The following is a 15,777-nucleotide window of genomic DNA, read 5'->3' as shown; positions in this document are numbered from 1 at the left end:
TCCGGTCATGCCGGGCGCGAATCAGCCGCCGGTCGTCTTCTGCGTCTGCTCGCCAAGCCCGGCGATGCCGAGGCGCACGGTCTGGCCGGGCCGCAGGAAGACCGGCTCAGGCTTGATGCCCATGCCGACGCCGGGCGGTGTGCCGGTGGCGATGATGTCGCCCGGTTCGAGCCGGATGAAGCGGCTGACATAGGAGACCAGCGTCTTCACGCCGAAGATCATCGTCCGCGTGTTGCCGTTCTGCATCCGCTTGCCGTCGACCTCGCACCAGAGATCGAGAGCCTGCGGATCGGGCACCTCGTCGCGGGTGACGAGGAAGGGGCCGGTCGGGCCGAAGCTCGGGCAGCCCTTGCCCTTGTCCCACGTGCCGCCGCGGCGGATCTGGTATTCGCGTTCGCTGACATCGTTGACCACGCAGTAGCCGGCGACGTGATCGAGCGCCGCGTCCTCGGCGATATGGGAGCCGCCGGTGCCGATGATCACGCCGAGTTCGACCTCCCAGTCCGTCTCCTTCGAGCCGGGCGGGATCACGATATCGTCGTTCGGGCCCGAATACGCGCTGCCGGCCTTGAGGAAGATGATCGGCTCCTCCGGCACCTTGAGCCCGGATTCGGCCGCATGGTCGGCATAGTTGAGGCCGATGCAGATGAAATTGACCGGCCGGGGAACCGGCGCGCCGATCCGCGTGCCGGCGGGCACCAGCGGCAGCGTCGCGGCGTCGAGCGCGGCGAGGCGCGCAAGCCCGGCATCGGAGAGAACGGTGGCGTCGATTTCGGCAATGACGCCGGAGAGGTCGCGCAGCGCGCCGGAGGCATCGACAATTCCCGGACGTTCGGCGCCGCTGGCGCCATGCCTGAACAGTTTCATATATTTAAACTCCCATTATAGTCGAGCACCGCTTTTAGGCCCGGCGGCGGCGCGGGCCAAGGGGCGGCGAAACGACGGTGATGTGTTCAGGATAATCGACAGACTGTCACGAAACGGCACATCAACCGCCAGGCTTGCGCGTGTTCCGATTAAAATAATAAGCTGACGATATTTCCTTTCTGCGAGGACCGTTCCATGAACCAGCCCGCTTCGCGCTCGAACGAGCCGCTGATCCATCACTGGATGCCCTTCACCGCCAACAAGCAGTTCCATGATGCGCCGCGCATCATCGCCCGCGCCGAGGGGGTGCATTACTGGAATACGGCGGGCGAGAAGCTGCTGGACTCGGTCTCCGGCCTCTACACCACGCCGGCCGGACACGGGCGGCGCGAGATCCGCGACGCGGTGGCGCGGCAGCTCGAGGAGCTGGATTACGCGCCGGCCTTCCAGTTCGGCGTGCCCGGCTCGTTCCGGCTGGCCACCGAACTGGCGCAGATGCTGCCCGCCGGGCTGAACCGCGTGTTCTTCGCCGGCTCGGGGTCGGAAGCGGTCGAATCCGCGCTCAAGGTCGCGATCCAGTATCACCGCGTGCGCGGCCAGGGGCAGCGGCAGCGGATCATCGGCCGGGCGCGCGGCTATCACGGGGTCAATTTCGGCGGCTGGTCGGTCGGCGGCATGGTGAAGAACCGCGAGGCATTCGGCCTCGGCCTGCCGGGTGTCGCGCATATGCGGCACACGCACATCCCCGAGAACCGCTTCCAGATGGGCCAGGGCGAGCATGGCGGCGTCGATCTCGCCGACGATCTGCAGCGCATGATCGATCTCTATGGCGCCGACACCATCGCCGCCTGCATCGTCGAGCCGATCGCGGGATCGACGGGCGTGCTGGTGCCGCCGAAGGGCTATCTGGAGCGGCTGCGCGAGATCTGCACGAAGCACGGCATCCTGCTGATCTTCGACGAGGTGATCTGCGGCTTCGGCCGCACCGGCGCGCCCTTCGCGGCGGATGCGTTCGGCGTGGTGCCGGACATGCTGACCATGGCCAAGGCGATCACCAACGGCAACATCCCGATGGCCGCCGTCGCCGTGCGGGAAGACGTGCAGCAGGCGATTCTCGATGCCGCCGGGCCGGAGGCGGTGGAGTTCTTCCACGGCTACACCTATTCGGCGCATCCGGTGGCCTGCGCCGCCGCGCTGGCGACGCTGAAGATTTTCCGCGAGGATGACCTGTTCGCGCGCGGCGCGGCGCTGGCGCCGAAATTCCTCGAACGCATCGCGGCACTGCGCGACGTCCCGATCGTCATCGACACCCGCGGTTTCGGCCTGCTCGGCGCGGTCGATCTCGCGCCCGAGGGCGGGCCGGGCAAGCGTGGCTTCGCCGTGCTGCGCCGCGCCTTCGAACAGGGGTTGGTGCTGCGGGTTGCCGGCGATACGGTGATCTTCGCCCCGCTCTTCATCACCACCGACGACCAGCTCGACGAGATGTTCGACAAGCTGCGCAAGGTGCTGGCCACCGTCTGAACCGGCGGCCAGACAGGACACAGAGACAGGATCATAGATGTACAAGGACGTTTTGCTGCATATCGGCGGGGCATGGACGAAATCCGCCTCGGGCCGCACGCTCGACGTGATCAACCCGGCGACCGAGGAGGTGATCGGCACCGCCGCCCATGCGGGGCGCGAGGATCTCGACGCCGCGATCGCAGCGGCGGAGGCTGGCTATGCGACCTGGCGGGCGACGCCGGCATTCCAGCGCGCGGCGCTGCTGCGCAAGGCCGCCGAGCTGATCCGGGCGCGGATTCCCGAGATCGCCACGATCATGACGATGGAACAGGGCAAGCCGCTCGCCGAGGCGAAGGGCGAAACCACGGTCGCCGCCGACGTGATCGACTGGTTCGCCGAAGAGGCGAAGCGCACCTATGGCCGGGTGATCCCGGCGCGGGCGGCGGGCGTCTACCAGCTCGTGGTCAAGGAGCCGGTCGGCATCGTCGCCGCCTTCACGCCGTGGAACTTCCCGATCAACCAGGCGGTGCGCAAGGTCTCCGCCGCGCTGGCCGCCGGCTGCGCGGTGATCCTGAAGGGGCCGGAGGAAACGCCGGGCGCCTGCGCCGAGCTGGTGCGCGCCTTCGCCGATGCCGGGCTGCCGCCGGGCGTGCTCAACCTCGTCTACGGCGTGCCGGCCGAGATTTCCGAATATCTGATCCCGCACCGCGCGGTGCGGAAGATCTCCTTCACCGGCTCGACCGCGGTGGGCAAGCATCTCGCCGCCCTCGCCGGGGCGCACATGAAGCGGGCGACGATGGAACTCGGCGGCCACGCGCCGGCGATCGTCTTCGAGGACGCCGATCTCGACGCGGCGGCGAAGATCCTCGCCGCCAACAAGTTCCGCAATGCCGGCCAGGTCTGCGTCGCGCCGACGCGCTTCCTCGTGCAGGAGAGCGTCTATGACGGGTTCATGGAGCGCTTCCTCGGCGCGGTCCGGAAAATCAAGGTCGGCAACGGGCTCGAGGAGGGCACGACGATGGGGCCGCTCGCCAACGAGCGCCGCATCCCGGCGATCGAGGGCTTCATCGCCGACGCGACGAAGCACGGCGCGAAGGTGGCCGAAGGCGGCGAGCGGATCGGCAACAAGGGATATTTCTTCCAGCCCACCGTGCTGACCGACATTCCGACCACGGCGCGGGTGATGAACGAGGAACCGTTCGGCCCGCTCGCGCTGGTCAACCGTTTCTCGACCTTCGAGGACGCGGTGACCGAGGCCAACCGGCTGGAATACGGCCTCGCCGCCTACGCCTATTCGCGGTCGGCCAGAACGGTCACGGCGCTGGGCGACCGCATCGAATCGGGGATGATCTCGATCAACCATCACGGCATCGCCCTGCCCGAGACGCCGTTCGGCGGCATGAAGGACAGCGGCTATGGCTGGGAAGGCGGCGCCGAGGCGATCGAGGCCTATCTCGCCACCAAGTTCGTGACCCAGGCGTCGTAAGACGCCGAAGCGACCGGGGCGCTCAGCCGAGTTTCGGCGTGAGCGCCTCGGCCTCCATCGCATTGGCGAGTTCGATCAGGCTGGAGCGGCCAAACAGCCGCAGCAGCGAGAATTTCCGCTTCGGGCCAAGAAAGACCGGCTTCGCGCGCGGGCCGCAGCGCCCGGTGATCAGGCCGCGCACATCGCCGAATCCGTCGATCAGACCGCGTGCCTTCGCCGCGCTACCCAGCATGTAGGAGCCGTCGAACACCGTGTCGTCGCCTTTCAGGGCGGCGCCGCGGCGCTCCCGCACCCACGCCTTGAAGGCGTCGTGAATGTCGTCGAGCAGCGCCTGGTTGAATGCGGCGTCCCCCGGCCGTTCGGGCGAGAACGGATCGTTGCGCAGCTTGTTGGCGCCGGCGGTGACGATGCGGCGCTCGATCCCGAAGCGGCGGATCAGGTCATGCAGGCCGAAACCGCCGCCGACCACCCCGATCGAGCCGACGATCGACATCGGATTGGCGAAAATCTCGTCTCCCGCACAGGCGATCCAGTAGCCGCCGGACGCGCCGACATCGCCGATCACGGCGAGAACGCGCACACCCGTCTCCCCGGCCTTGCGGCGGATATGCCGGCCGATCAGGTCGGATTGCACCGGCGAGCCGCCGGGGCTCTCGATCGCGAGGATCAGCAGCTTCGTCCCGCCCTTGGCGAGGTCGAAACCGCGGTCGATGGCCGGAGCAAAGCGTTCGAGATTGACCGCCCCCTCGCGCGGCGAGATCAGCCCGGCAAGCCGGATCACCGGCACGCACGGGCGCGACCACGGCAGGCGGAACGTCATGGCAGCAGCGCCAGGGCGCGCAGGTCGCGCCGCAGCGCCGGCGGCAAGTCCTCGATGCCGGAAGTGCGGCCGCCTTCCGGCAGGTCGGCGGGCGCGTCGTCCGGCGCGAGGTAGCGCCAGCCCTGGAAGGGCTTCATCGGCCGCGCCTCGACCCGGACGAGCGTCGGATCGAGCACGAGGCCGGTGCAGCGCGTGCCGTCATCCCAGACATCCTCGGTGACGTCGAGCACACGCTGGCGAACCAGCACGGCGCCGGTGATGACCCAGTAGATCGACCCGCCATCGGTCAGCTCCGCCGCGCGCTTGGGAAAGCTGCGGGTCTGGTGGCGCAGCGGCGGATCGGCCACGGCGCGGCGGCGCTGGATCTCGGCCAGGTGGCCGGGATCCTTCACGCCGACCGCGAGCTTGACCAGGTGGATCAAGCGGCCTGCCGCGCCGAGATCGCCTGCCAGACGCGCTCGGGCGTCGCCGGCATGTCGATCTCGCGGATACCGTCGACGGCAAGCGCGTCGATCACCGCGTTGATCAGCGCCGGCGGCGAGCCGACGGCGCCGGCCTCGCCCGCGCCCTTCACGCCGAGCGGGTTCGAGGCGCAGGGCACCGAGACGAACTCCACCTCGATATCCGGCAGGTCGTCGGCGCGGGGCAGCGCATAATCCATCAGGCTGCCGGCGACGAGCTGGCCCGACTCCGGGTCGTAGGCGGTGTTCTCCAGCAGCGCCTGCCCGAGCCCCTGGGCGACGCCACCATGCACCTGGCCGCGCACGATCATCGGATTCACGATGGTGCCGACATCGTCGCACACCAGATAGCGCAGCACCGAGGTCACGCCGGTTTCCGGATCGATCTCGACTTCGGCGATGTGGCAGCCGTTCGGGAAGGTGTGCTTCTCGATCTTGGCGATCTCGGCGGTATCGAGCGCGTTGCCCTGATCGCCGTGCAGCTCCGCCGCCAGGGTGATGACGTCGACCGCCCGGTCGGTGCCGACGATGCGGAACGCGCCGTCCTGGAACACGATGTCGGCCTCCGCGGCCTCCAGATGATCGGCCGCGGCCTTGCGGCCCTTTTCGAGAATGGTCGCGGTGGTCAGCGCGATGGCCTGGCCCTCGGAATAAAGGCTGCGCGCGCCGCCGGTGCCGCCGCCCTGCGGGATCGTGTCGGTATCGCCCTGGCGGACGCGGATCTTGTCAGGATCGATGCCGAGCCGGTCGTTCACCAGCTGCACATAGGCGGTTTCATGGCCCTGGCCGGTGGACTGGGTGCCGACATAGACATCGACATGCCCATCCCTGGTGAAGCGGATCTCGGCGCGCTCCTCCGGCGCGCCGCCGGTCGCCTCGAGGTAATACGCCATGCCGATGCCGCGCCGCTTGCCGGCGGCAGCCGACTTCGCGCGGCGGACGGGGAAGCCCTTCCAGTCGATCATGTCGAGCGCATGGTCGAGCACCTTGTGGAAATCGCCCGAATCGTAGGTCTGCGCCATCGCGGTGGTGAAGGGCATGGCGCTCGCCGGCACCATGTTGATGCGGCGCAGCTCGGCGCGGTCGATCCCGAGTTCGCGGGCGGCGGCGTCGATCAGCCGCTCGACGAGATAGTTGCTCTCCGGGCGGCCGGCGCCGCGATAGGCGTCGACCGGCACGGTGTTGGTGAACACGCCGAACACCCGCGCATGGATCGCCTTCATGCCATAGACGCTGGCCAGCACCTTGGTGCCGGCGAGGGTCGGGATGAAGGGACCGAAATTCGAGAGATAGGCGCCCATGTTCGCCGTGTCCGTCACCCGCATGGCGGTGATCCGGTGATCGGCGTCGAGCGCCAGCTCGCCGATGGTGATGTGGTCGCGCCCATGCGTGTCGGAGAGGAACGCCTCGCTGCGCTCGGAGGTCCATTTCACCGGCCGGCCCAGCTTGCGGGCGGCGTGGCAGACCATGACATGCTCGGGATAGACGAACAGCTTCATGCCGAAGCCGCCGCCGACATCCGGGGTGATGACGCGGAACTTTGCCGGCTCCACCCTGAACACGGCGCCGGCGAGGCAGTCCTTCAGCAGCCAGCCGCCCTGGGTGTTGGTGGTCAGCGTCCAGCGGCCGGACGCCGCGTCGAACTCGGCGCGGGCGGCACGGGGCTCCAGCGAGTTGACGACGATGCGGTTGTTGACGATGCGCAGCTTCGTCACATGCGCGGCGGCGGCGAACAGCTCGTCCACCTTCGCGGCGTCGCCCACCGCCCAGTCGAAGACGCGGTTGGCCGGCGCGTCCTCGTGCACGCGCGGCGCGCTGTCGGACATCGCGCTGGCCAGATCGGTGATCGAGGGCTTCGTGTCGTAGCGGACGTCGACCAGCTCGGCGGCATCGCGCGCGGCCTGCGCGGTTTCGGCGACGATATAGGCCACCGGCTCGCCGACATGGCGCACCGCGCCCAGGGCGAGGGCCGGGCGATCGGCCTGGGCGCGCGGCGTGCCGTCCTGGTTCTTGATCGGCACCATGCAGGGAATCGGCGCGATGCCCTCGGCGGCGAGATCCGCGCCGGTGACGATGGCGACGACGCCCGGCACCGCGCGGGCGGCCTCGGCGTCGATCCCGGTGATCGTCGCGGCGGCGTGCGGCGAACGCAGGACGTGCAGGTGCAGCGCGCCCTCGCCCGGAACGTCGTCGGTATATTGTCCAGCGCCGCGCAGCAGCCGCGAATCCTCGACGCGCTTGACCGGCTGGGCAAGACCGAATTTCACCATGATCGATTCCTCATCTTCCAGTTGCTGACGGCGGCCGCAGCGCGCCTTCCCTGCGCTCAGGATATGGGTCGGTCGGGAAAATACAATAGACCGGCAAGGCAACAGCGGTTTGCCCTCGGCACGAAACAGGCCATATGCAGGCGATAGAATGTGTTTGGGACCGGCCACGGGCCGAAAGGAGCAGACATGCAGATCAACGCCGATCTTCGCCAGCCGGCGCTCGTCGATTCGGCGGCGCTCGACTGGATCGCCTCGCCGATGGCCGGCGTGGAGCGACGGATGCTGGAGCGCGACGGCGGCGAGGTGGCGCGGGCGACCTCGCTGGTGCGCTACGCGCCGGGTTCGGCCTTCAGCCCGCACCGGCATGACGAGGGCGAGGAATTCCTGGTGCTGGAGGGCGTGTTCTCGGACGAGACCGGAGATTTTCCGCGCGGGCATTACGTGCGCAATCCGCCCGGGTCGCGGCACACGCCCTCCAGCGCGCCGGGGGCGACGATCCTGGTGAAGCTGCGGCAGATGCCGCCGGAAGAGGCCGCGCCGGTACGCATCGACACCACCGATCCCGGGCTGTGGCGCGAGCGGGCGCCGGGGTGGTCGGAGGCGCTGCTGTTTTCGGCGCCCTGGGAGCAGGTGGACATGATCCGCCTCGCCGCCGGGATCGAGAGCGCGGAGCAGGCATATCCGCGCGGGGTCGAGATTTTCGTGGTCGAGGGGTCGATCGCGCGGGACGGCGCGACGCTCGGCGCCGGCACATGGCTGCGGCTGCCCGCCGGCAGCCGGCTCGCGCTGGCCAGCGCCGACGGGGCGCTGCTCTACCGCAAGAGCGGCCATCTGCCGGCGGCCGCCTGACGCCATGCACGACCTGATCGTGGTCGGGGCGGGCCTTGCCGGGCTCGCCCTCGCGGCACGCGCGCAGGAAGCGGGCCAGGATGTCGCGGTGATCGAGGCGCGTTCGCGGACCGGCGGACGAAGCCTCGGACACCGCACCGCTTCAGGCTGCTACGATCTCGGCCCGGCCTGGATCTGGCCGGCCATGCAGCCGCGCGTGGCGCGGGCCGCCGCGGCACTCGGCCTCCGGCTCTACCGCCAGGCGGATGAAGGCGGCTTCGTGTTCCAGGACAGCGACGGGACGGCCCAGCGCCTGCCCCACGGCTTCGCGCAGGAGCCGCCGAGCATGCGGGTCGAGGGCGGGATCGCCGCCCTCGCCGAAGGATTCGCCGCCCGCCTCGCCCCCGGCACGATCCGGCTCGGCACCCGGGTCGAGCGGCTGGTCCTGGAGTCGGATGCGGTCGGCGTCGAGACCGGGGCGGCAGCGCTGCGGGCGCGGCGCGTGGCGCTGGCGCTGCCGCCGCGACTGGCGGCGACGATCGGCTTTGCGCCCGCCCTGCCCGCCGCTTCGCTGCGGCAGTTCGAGGCGGTGCCGACCTGGATGGCCGGGCACGCCAAGGCGCTGGCGATCTACGACGCGCCGGTCTGGCGCGCTTCCGGCCTGTCCGGCGGGGCCTTCAGCCGGTGCGGGCCGCTGGGCGAGATTCACGATGCCAGCCTGCCCGGTGCCGCGGGCGAGGCGGCGCTGTTCGGCTTCTTCGCCTGGCCGGCCGCGATGCGGGCGGCGCGCCGGGCAAGGCTGGAGGATGCGGTGCGCGCCCAGCTCGCTTCGCTGTTCGGCCCGGCGGCCGGATCACCGCGCGCGCTGCTGATCCAGGACTGGTCGACCGACGAGCTGACCGCGACTCCGGCCGACGCCCCGCCGCTGGCCGGGCATCCGGCCTATGCGCCGCTCGCCCTGCCCGCGCCGTGGCGCGACCGCGTCCTGCTTTCGGGATCGGAGAGCGCGCCGGAATTCGGCGGCTATCTCGAGGGCGCGCTGGCCGCCGCCGAGGCAGCCGCCGCCATGAATGCGCAACATGGCGGCGGCCTTCCCGCGGCTGGCGTGGCAGCCGGGCGTTAGGCCCGGCCGCTGCGCATCCGCCGGAGGCGGAGGATGGTGTCGATGGTGATCGCGGCCAGCAGGATCAGCCCCTCGACGATGAAGCGCACCGATGAGGCGGCGCCGAGCAGGTTCATGCCGTTGCTGACACTCGCGATCACCAGTGCGCCGAACAGCGCGCCATAGACGCTGCCGCGCCCGCCGAACAGCGAGGTGCCGCCGATCACCGCCGCGGCGACGGCGTTGAGCATGATGTCGCCATTGCCGACCGAGGCGGAGGCGACGCCGAGGCGCGCCGCATCGAGATAGCCGGCGAGGCCGACAAGGAAGCCGGCGATGATGAAGACGGCGAGCTGAATCCCCTTCACCGAGATGCCGGCGCGGCGCGCCGCCTCGGCATTGCCGCCGACCGCGTAGAGATGCCGGCCGAAGCGGGTGGACTTGGTGACGAAGGCCGAGGCGAACAGCGCGATCAGGAAGATCATGAGCAGGAACGGCACGCCGCGATAGGCGTTCAGCATGAACACCGCGCCGAACAGCATGATGGCGACGCCGACCAGCCGCATCGTCGCGGCGAACCCGCCCTCGTGGCCGCTCGCCGTGCGCTTGCGGATGCCGTTCAGCGTGACCGCGGCATAGGCGCCGAACAGCAGCAGGCTCAGCACCCACGACCACAGCGGATCGAGATTGAGCGTGCCGATCGCGGTGGTGAAATTGTCCGCCAGCGGCACCGATCCGCCATGCGGCGTCAGGATCGCGAGCGTCAGGCCCTCGGCGATCATGCCGCCGCCGAGGGTGACGACGAAGCTCGGCACGCCGATCCGCGAGACCACCATGCCCTGGAGGAAACCAAGGCCGGTCGCCAGCGCGATTCCAAGCACGATGCCGACGCCGACCGGCAGGTGAAAGAACACCGTGGCCAGCGAGAACACCGACGCGGCGAGAACCGAGTTCCAGCCGATCGACAGGTCGATCATGCCGAGCAGGATGATGTAGATTTCCGCGAGCGCCAGCGTGCCGGTGACGACGATCTGGGCCGCGAGATTGGAGAGGTTGCGCGGGGTCAGGAAGTTGGCGTTCAGCGTCTCGAACACGATCCAGATGACGATGAGTGCCGCGATCACCGGCAGCATGCCGAGATCGGTCGATTGCGCGACCCCGGTCAGCCAGCGCCTGAACGGGGATTTCTGCTCGGATTTCTGCTCCGGATGCTGCACGCTGCTCATGCCATGGCTCCTGCCGCGCCGGTCCCGGGAATGGCGAGCGTGCCGGTGATGGCGCCGACCACCTGCTCCGGCGTCACGTCGCTCTTGCGGGCTTCCATCACCGTGGCGCCGAGGCGCAGCACGGCGATGTTGTCCGCCACCTGGAAGACGTTCTGCATGTTGTGGGTGATGAGAATGACGCCATAGCCCTGCTCGGCGAGGTCGCGCACCAGGCGGAGCACCTCCGCCGTCTGGGCGACGCCGAGGGCGGCGGTGGGTTCGTCCATGATGACGAGCTTCGAATCCCACAGCACGGCGCGGGCGATGGCGACCGCCTGGCGCTGCCCGCCGGAGAGCGAGGCCACCGGCGTATCGAGCGCGGGCAGGTTGATCCGCAGCGTCTTCAGCACCCGCCGCGCTTCGAGTTCCATGTCGACATCGCGCAGCACATGCGGGCCGAGCGCGGTCGGCGTGCTGACGAGTTCGCGGCCGAGATAGAGATTGGCGCAGATGCCAAGATTGTCGCAGAGGGCGAGATCCTGATACACGGTCTGGATGCCCAGCGCCGTCGCCTCGGACGGGTGGCGGATCGAGACCGGCCTTCCCTCGAGCAGGATTTCTCCCTCGTCGATCGGCGCGACGCCGGCGATCGCCTTGATGGTCGTGGATTTGCCCGCACCGTTGTCGCCAAGCAGGGCGGTCACCTCGCCGCGGCGGACGGTGAAGTTCACGTCGCGCAGGGCGACCACGGCGCCGTAGCGCTTTTGCAGGCCGCGCACCTCAAGCAGGGGTGCTGCGGCGGGTTCAGCCGCGATTGCCGCACTCATCTCTCGTCCTCCCAAGCAAACGGCGGACGCGCGGGGCGTCCGCCGCGCCGTCAATGGTCCCGGATCAGGCGCCGTGGGCCTTGCAGATCTTGCCCTGGGCCGCGGGGCCCACACAGATCGCCTTCCAGGTGGTATAGCCCGACTTGATCACCGAGCCGGCGATATTCGCCTTGGTGACCACGAGCGGCTTCAGCAGGACCGACGGGACGTCGATCATCTTGTTGTTGGTCTTGCCGTTCAGCAGGCCGGCCGGCGGCTTCGTGTCGGTCGCCACCGCCACCGCGAGTTCCGCCGCCGCGGCGGCTTCCTCGGGGACGTATTTGAACACGGTCATCGACTGCAGGCCTTCGAGGATGAAGGTCAGGCCGCCATTGGTCGCATCCTGGCCGGTCACCGGCACCTTGCCGGCGAGGCCGACCGCCTGGAGCGCGCGGATCACGCCGGAGGCGGTGCCGTCATTCGCGGCGAGGACGGCGTTGACCTTGTTGTGCAGCCGGGTGAGCGCCTGCTGGCTTTCCTCGAACGCGTTCTGCGGGCTCCAGTCCGGCGTCATCACCGAGTAGGCGAGGTGCAGCTTGCCGGATTTGAAGAGCGGGCCGAGCACGTTCATCGCGCCCTTGCGGAAGTCGAACGCGTTCGGATCGGTCGGCGCGCCGTTGATCATCATCACGCTGCCGCCGGGCTTGGTGTGCCTGGCGATATACTCGCCCTGCAGCTCGCCGACCTTCGTGTTGTCGAACGAGACGTAGTAATCGGGCTTCGAATCCTGGATCAGACGGTCGTAGGAAATGACCTTGACGTGGTTGCGCGCGGCGTAGTTGACGATCGCGGCACCGGCCTTGCCGTCGACCGGATCGACGACGAGAACGTCCGCGCCGTTCGAGATCGCGGATTCGGCCTGGTTGAGCTGGGTGTCGGGGCTCGAATTGGCGTTGCTGACGATCAGCTTGGCGTTCGGATCGGCCGCATGCGCCATCTTGATGAACCAGGGACGGTCGACCTGCTCATAGCGCGGCGAGGAGTTCTCGGGCAGCAGGAAGGCGATCGTCGTCTTCTTGCTGCTGATCTGGTGCACGGAAGGCTGGGTGACCGACTGGGCGTGCGCGGCCGTCAGGCCGAAGGCGCCAACCGCCAGCGCGGACGCGGCAATAATCGTCGGGAACGCGATTTTCATGGTGTTTCCTCTTCCAAGAAATGATGGATCGAATTCCGGTCCTCCGCCGAACCGCGGAGCTCCAATTAATTTGACCCTTGTAGTAAATCGGTTGCTATCGTGAAGCCCGAACCATTGTCAAGCGGGAAATGCAGACTTGTCGCGGACGCTCGGCCGGCGGGGCCCTATTGCTTGGGTTCGTCGATCTCGCGCAGCGCGCCGGAACGCACGCTTTCCATCGCATTGTCGAGGATCCGCAGGATGGCCTCGTCGGGCAGCGAGGCGCTCAGCAGGTTCAGCGCGCCGCCGAGCAGGGCCGAGGCGATGGCGATGGTCGGGATCTCCTTCTCGACCATATGATGAACCAGCTGGTCGATGATCTGGCCGGCCTCGAGGATCTGCGCCTCGGTTGCTTGTTGGTGCATCTGATCATTCCCTTGCGTCATGAAATCGTTATGGCGGCGGCCGGCCCCTCAGGCCGGAGTCGTCGCGGGGCGGAGGGGAAGCTCGCGGGTGCGCGGGCCGGTGGCGAGGTCCTGTTCGGCCGAGGCCGCCTCGATCTGCTCGGACTGCGCGGCCCACATCGCGGCGTAGATGCCGCCGGCGGCGAGCAGCGAGGCATGGGTGCCGCGCTCGACGATGTTGCCGTCGCGCAGGACGAGGATCTCGTCGGCGTCGATCACCGTGGACAGGCGATGGGCGATCACCAGCGTGGTGCGGTCGCGCGCGACCTGCCGCAGCGCCGCGCCGATATCCTGCTCCGTCGCCGTGTCGAGGGCGCTGGTCGCCTCGTCGAGAATCAGCAGGCGGGGATCCTTGAGGATGGTGCGGGCGATGGCGACGCGCTGCTTCTCGCCGCCCGAGAGCTTGAGGCCGCGCTCGCCCACCGTGGTCGCATAGCCCTGCGGCAGCGACATGATGAAATCGTGGATCTGGGCGAGGCGGGCCGCACGCTCGACCTCGGCATCCGACGCGCCGGGGCGGCCATAGGCGATGTTGTAGCGGATGCTGTCGTTGAACAGCACGGTGTCCTGCGGCACGACGCCGATCGCGGCGCGCAGGCTCGCCTGTGTCAGGTCGCGCACGTCGATGCCATCGACCAGCACGGCGCCCTCGCTCACGTCGTAGAAGCGGAAGAGCAGCCGCGAAATGGTCGACTTGCCCGACCCCGTCGGCCCGACCAGGGCGATCTTGCGGCCGGGTTCGGCGCGGAAGGAGATGCCGTGCAGGATCTCCCGATCGGGGCTGTAGCCGAAGCGGACATCCACGAACTCGACCGGCACGGGAGCACCCCGCGCCGGCAGGGTTTTCGCATCCGCCCGGTCGGAGATCTCCTGCGGGGTGCGGAGGAGTGAAAACATCTGCTCCATGTCGACCAGGCCCTGCTTCAGCTCGCGATAGACGAAGCCGACGAAGTTGAGCGGCTGGTAGAGCTGGATCAGGTAGGTGTTCACCAGCACGAACTGGCCGACATTCAGCCGCCCGGCGACGACGCCGTTCGCCGCCATCAGCATCAGCACGGCAAGGCCGACGGCGATGATCGCGGCCTGGCCGAGATTGAGCGCGTTGAGCGTGACCTGCGAGCGGACCGCCGCCGTCTCGTAGGCGGCAAGGCTCGCGTCGAAGCGCACGCTTTCATGCGCCTCGTTGCCGAAATACTTCACCGTCTCGAAATTCAGCAGGCTGTCGATCGCCTTGGTCTGGGCGGCGTTGTCGGTCTCGTTCATCTGGCGGCGGAACTTGATGCGCCAGGAGGTGAAGCCGAAGGTGAAGCCGAGATAGCCGCCGACCGCGACCAGCGTGATCGCGGCATAGATCCAGTTGAACATGTGCCAGAGGATGCCGACCGTCAGCAGCAGTTCGATCAGCGTCGGCACCACGTTGAACACGGCAAGGCGCAGCACCGTCTGGATGCCGGTGGTGCCGCGCAGGATGATGCGCGAGAGCCCGCCGGTCTGCCGGTCGAGATGAAAGCGCATCGAGAGGTTGTGCAGATGCTCGAAGGTCTCGCGGCTGATCACCCGCGCCGCGCGCTGCTGCACGGCGGCGAAGAGCGCGTCGCGCAGTTCGCCGAAGCCGGACGAGGCGATGCGCACCAGCGCGTAGGCGACGATCAGCGCCGCCGGCACGGCGAGCGGGCCGGCCTTGGCCGACAGCACGTCCACCGCCCGCGCATAGAGGATCGGGATGATGACGGTCGCGACCTTGGCGAGGACCAGGCACAGGGAGGCGAGCACGACGCGGACGCGCAATCCGGGCTCGCGCTTGGGCCAGAGATAGGGCAGCAGGGAGCGCACGGTGGCGAGACTGCTTTCGCTCTTGGCAATGTCGACGGTTCGGGCCATGTCCGGCAGATGGCATGCAGTTCACGAAATGCAAATGGCCGGCACTGAGGAGCAGGTATCGGCCGCGCTGCTCGAACGTATCGCACGGTGCCGCACGGCGGTTCTGCCGGGACGGCGGATTCCGCTCCTTATCGGCGACGAGCCGGTCGGCTATGTCGGCGCCGCCCTGGCCGCGGACCTTGCGTTCTATGCGCGTCCCCATCCCGGCGGGCTGAGCATTCCGCCGGAAGAGGCCGCGCGGCTGAACGCGGTGGCGACCCCGCTCGGCCCGGCGCACGGCTTCCGCACGCGGGGCGAGTTGTTCGACGTGCGCAGCCGGATCGACGGACCGGTGCTCGCAACGCTCGACCGCGGGGCGCTGCCCGCCTTCGGAGTCATCGGCGTCGGCGTGCATCTGAACGGCTATGTGCGGCGGGCGGACGGGCCCCATCTGTGGATCGGCCGGCGGAGCGCGACGAAGAAGCTCGATCCCGGCAAGCTGGACAACCTGGTCGGCGGCGGCGTCTCTGCCGGAATGGGCGCGTTCGACACGCTGGCGAAGGAAGCTGCCGAAGAGGCGAGCATTCCCGCCGGCACGATCGCCCAAGCGCGGGCGGTGGCGCGGATCGCCTATGACATGGAGCGGCCGGAGGGGCTGCGGCGCGACCTGCTGGTCTGCTACGACCTCGAGCTGGACGAGTCGTTCCGCCCCGAAGCGGCGGATGGCGAGGTGGAATCCTTCAGCCTCGTCCCGGCCCGGGAGATGCTCGGCATCGTCGCCGGGACCGATGAGGTAAAGTTCAACGTCAATCTCGTGATCATCGATTTCCTGCTCCGCCACGGCGTGCTCGCCGATCCGAGCGACCGGGTGCGGGCGGCGCTCGCCGCCCAGCCGCCGGCGGCGGCGGATTGACGCGCCGCCGGGTGGCAG

At 68.9% G+C, this 15,777-nt stretch carries 14 protein-coding genes; 5 read left to right on the top strand and 9 right to left on the bottom strand.

The features are described from left to right. Positions 1 to 21: 21 nt before the first annotated feature. On the bottom strand, positions 22 to 867 hold the full coding sequence (locus tag RT91_RS03090; protein WP_007424336.1) for a fumarylacetoacetate hydrolase family protein: 846 nt from the start codon (positions 865 to 867) through the stop codon (positions 22 to 24). A 195-nt stretch (positions 868 to 1,062) separates the two neighbouring features. On the opposite strand from RT91_RS03090, the gene RT91_RS03085 reads away from it, so the two are divergent. Both RT91_RS03085 and RT91_RS03080 read left to right on the top strand, forming a co-directional pair. Continuing rightward, positions 1,063 to 2,388, top strand: a complete 1,326-nt coding sequence (locus RT91_RS03085) for an aspartate aminotransferase family protein (RefSeq protein WP_012039728.1) — start codon at positions 1,063 to 1,065, stop codon at positions 2,386 to 2,388. A gap of 37 nt (positions 2,389 to 2,425) precedes the next feature. Beyond that, positions 2,426 to 3,856, top strand: coding sequence for an NAD-dependent succinate-semialdehyde dehydrogenase (locus tag RT91_RS03080; protein WP_007424338.1), 1,431 nt, complete (start codon positions 2,426 to 2,428; stop codon positions 3,854 to 3,856). A gap of 22 nt (positions 3,857 to 3,878) precedes the next feature. Here the strand turns inward: RT91_RS03080 and RT91_RS03075 are convergent, their stop codons facing one another. From RT91_RS03075 to RT91_RS03065, 3 genes are read right to left on the bottom strand one after another with little or no spacing between them, the layout of a single operon-like run. Further along, complete coding sequence (locus RT91_RS03075; protein ID WP_035185733.1) at positions 3,879 to 4,676, bottom strand: S49 family peptidase; 798 nt, start codon at positions 4,674 to 4,676, stop codon at positions 3,879 to 3,881. Further along, positions 4,673 to 5,098: a DUF1489 family protein gene (locus RT91_RS03070; protein WP_007424340.1), complete on the bottom strand. Its 426-nt coding sequence runs from the start codon at positions 5,096 to 5,098 to the stop codon at positions 4,673 to 4,675. Before RT91_RS03070 ends, RT91_RS03075 begins: the two co-directional genes overlap by 4 nt. After that, a complete protein-coding gene (locus RT91_RS03065; RefSeq protein ID WP_035185732.1) occupies positions 5,095 to 7,407 on the bottom strand; it encodes a xanthine dehydrogenase family protein molybdopterin-binding subunit in 2,313 nt (770 codons plus the stop codon). Before RT91_RS03065 ends, RT91_RS03070 begins: the two co-directional genes overlap by 4 nt. Positions 7,408 to 7,593: 186 nt before the next feature. On the opposite strand from RT91_RS03065, the gene RT91_RS03060 reads away from it, so the two are divergent. Together RT91_RS03060 and RT91_RS03055 are read left to right on the top strand one after the other, a co-directional pair. Next, the gene (locus RT91_RS03060) at positions 7,594 to 8,256 is read left to right on the top strand and encodes a cupin domain-containing protein (RefSeq protein WP_035185731.1); all 663 of its coding nucleotides are present in this window, start codon (positions 7,594 to 7,596) and stop codon (positions 8,254 to 8,256) included. Positions 8,257 to 8,260: 4 nt separating this feature from the next. Beyond that, entirely contained in the window at positions 8,261 to 9,358 is a 1,098-nt protein-coding gene (locus RT91_RS03055; RefSeq protein WP_035185729.1) for an FAD-dependent oxidoreductase, read from the top strand. Here RT91_RS03055 and RT91_RS03050 read toward each other — a convergent pair. The 5 genes from RT91_RS03050 to RT91_RS03030 all read right to left on the bottom strand — a co-directional run bounded on the left by RT91_RS03050 (position 9,355) and on the right by RT91_RS03030 (position 14,867). Then, positions 9,355 to 10,563 (bottom strand): sugar ABC transporter permease, encoded by a 1,209-nt coding sequence (locus RT91_RS03050; protein ID WP_007421962.1) that lies wholly within the window; start codon positions 10,561 to 10,563, stop codon positions 9,355 to 9,357. The genes RT91_RS03055 and RT91_RS03050 overlap by 4 nt on opposite strands. After that, complete coding sequence (locus tag RT91_RS03045) at positions 10,560 to 11,369, bottom strand: ATP-binding cassette domain-containing protein (RefSeq protein WP_007421963.1); 810 nt, start codon at positions 11,367 to 11,369, stop codon at positions 10,560 to 10,562. Before RT91_RS03045 ends, RT91_RS03050 begins: the two co-directional genes overlap by 4 nt. 64 nt (positions 11,370 to 11,433) lie before the next feature. Next, the gene (locus RT91_RS03040) at positions 11,434 to 12,543 is read right to left on the bottom strand and encodes a sugar ABC transporter substrate-binding protein (protein ID WP_035185727.1); all 1,110 of its coding nucleotides are present in this window, start codon (positions 12,541 to 12,543) and stop codon (positions 11,434 to 11,436) included. A 164-nt stretch (positions 12,544 to 12,707) separates the two neighbouring features. Further along, entirely contained in the window at positions 12,708 to 12,947 is a 240-nt protein-coding gene (locus RT91_RS03035) for a hypothetical protein (protein ID WP_007421965.1), read from the bottom strand. A 48-nt stretch (positions 12,948 to 12,995) separates the two neighbouring features. Further along, the gene (locus tag RT91_RS03030) at positions 12,996 to 14,867 is read right to left on the bottom strand and encodes an ABC transporter ATP-binding protein/permease (protein ID WP_007421966.1); all 1,872 of its coding nucleotides are present in this window, start codon (positions 14,865 to 14,867) and stop codon (positions 12,996 to 12,998) included. A gap of 34 nt (positions 14,868 to 14,901) precedes the next feature. Between RT91_RS03030 and RT91_RS03025 the strand changes: the two genes are divergently transcribed. Further along, positions 14,902 to 15,759 (top strand): NUDIX hydrolase family protein, encoded by an 858-nt coding sequence (locus RT91_RS03025; protein WP_035185725.1) that lies wholly within the window; start codon positions 14,902 to 14,904, stop codon positions 15,757 to 15,759. The last annotated feature ends 18 nt before the right edge of the window (positions 15,760 to 15,777 follow it).

The sequence above is a fragment of the Acidiphilium sp. JA12-A1 genome, from assembly GCF_000724705.2.
Lineage (GTDB): Bacteria > Pseudomonadota > Alphaproteobacteria > Acetobacterales > Acetobacteraceae > Acidiphilium > Acidiphilium multivorum.
This window is presented reverse-complemented; position numbering and strand designations above follow the sequence as displayed.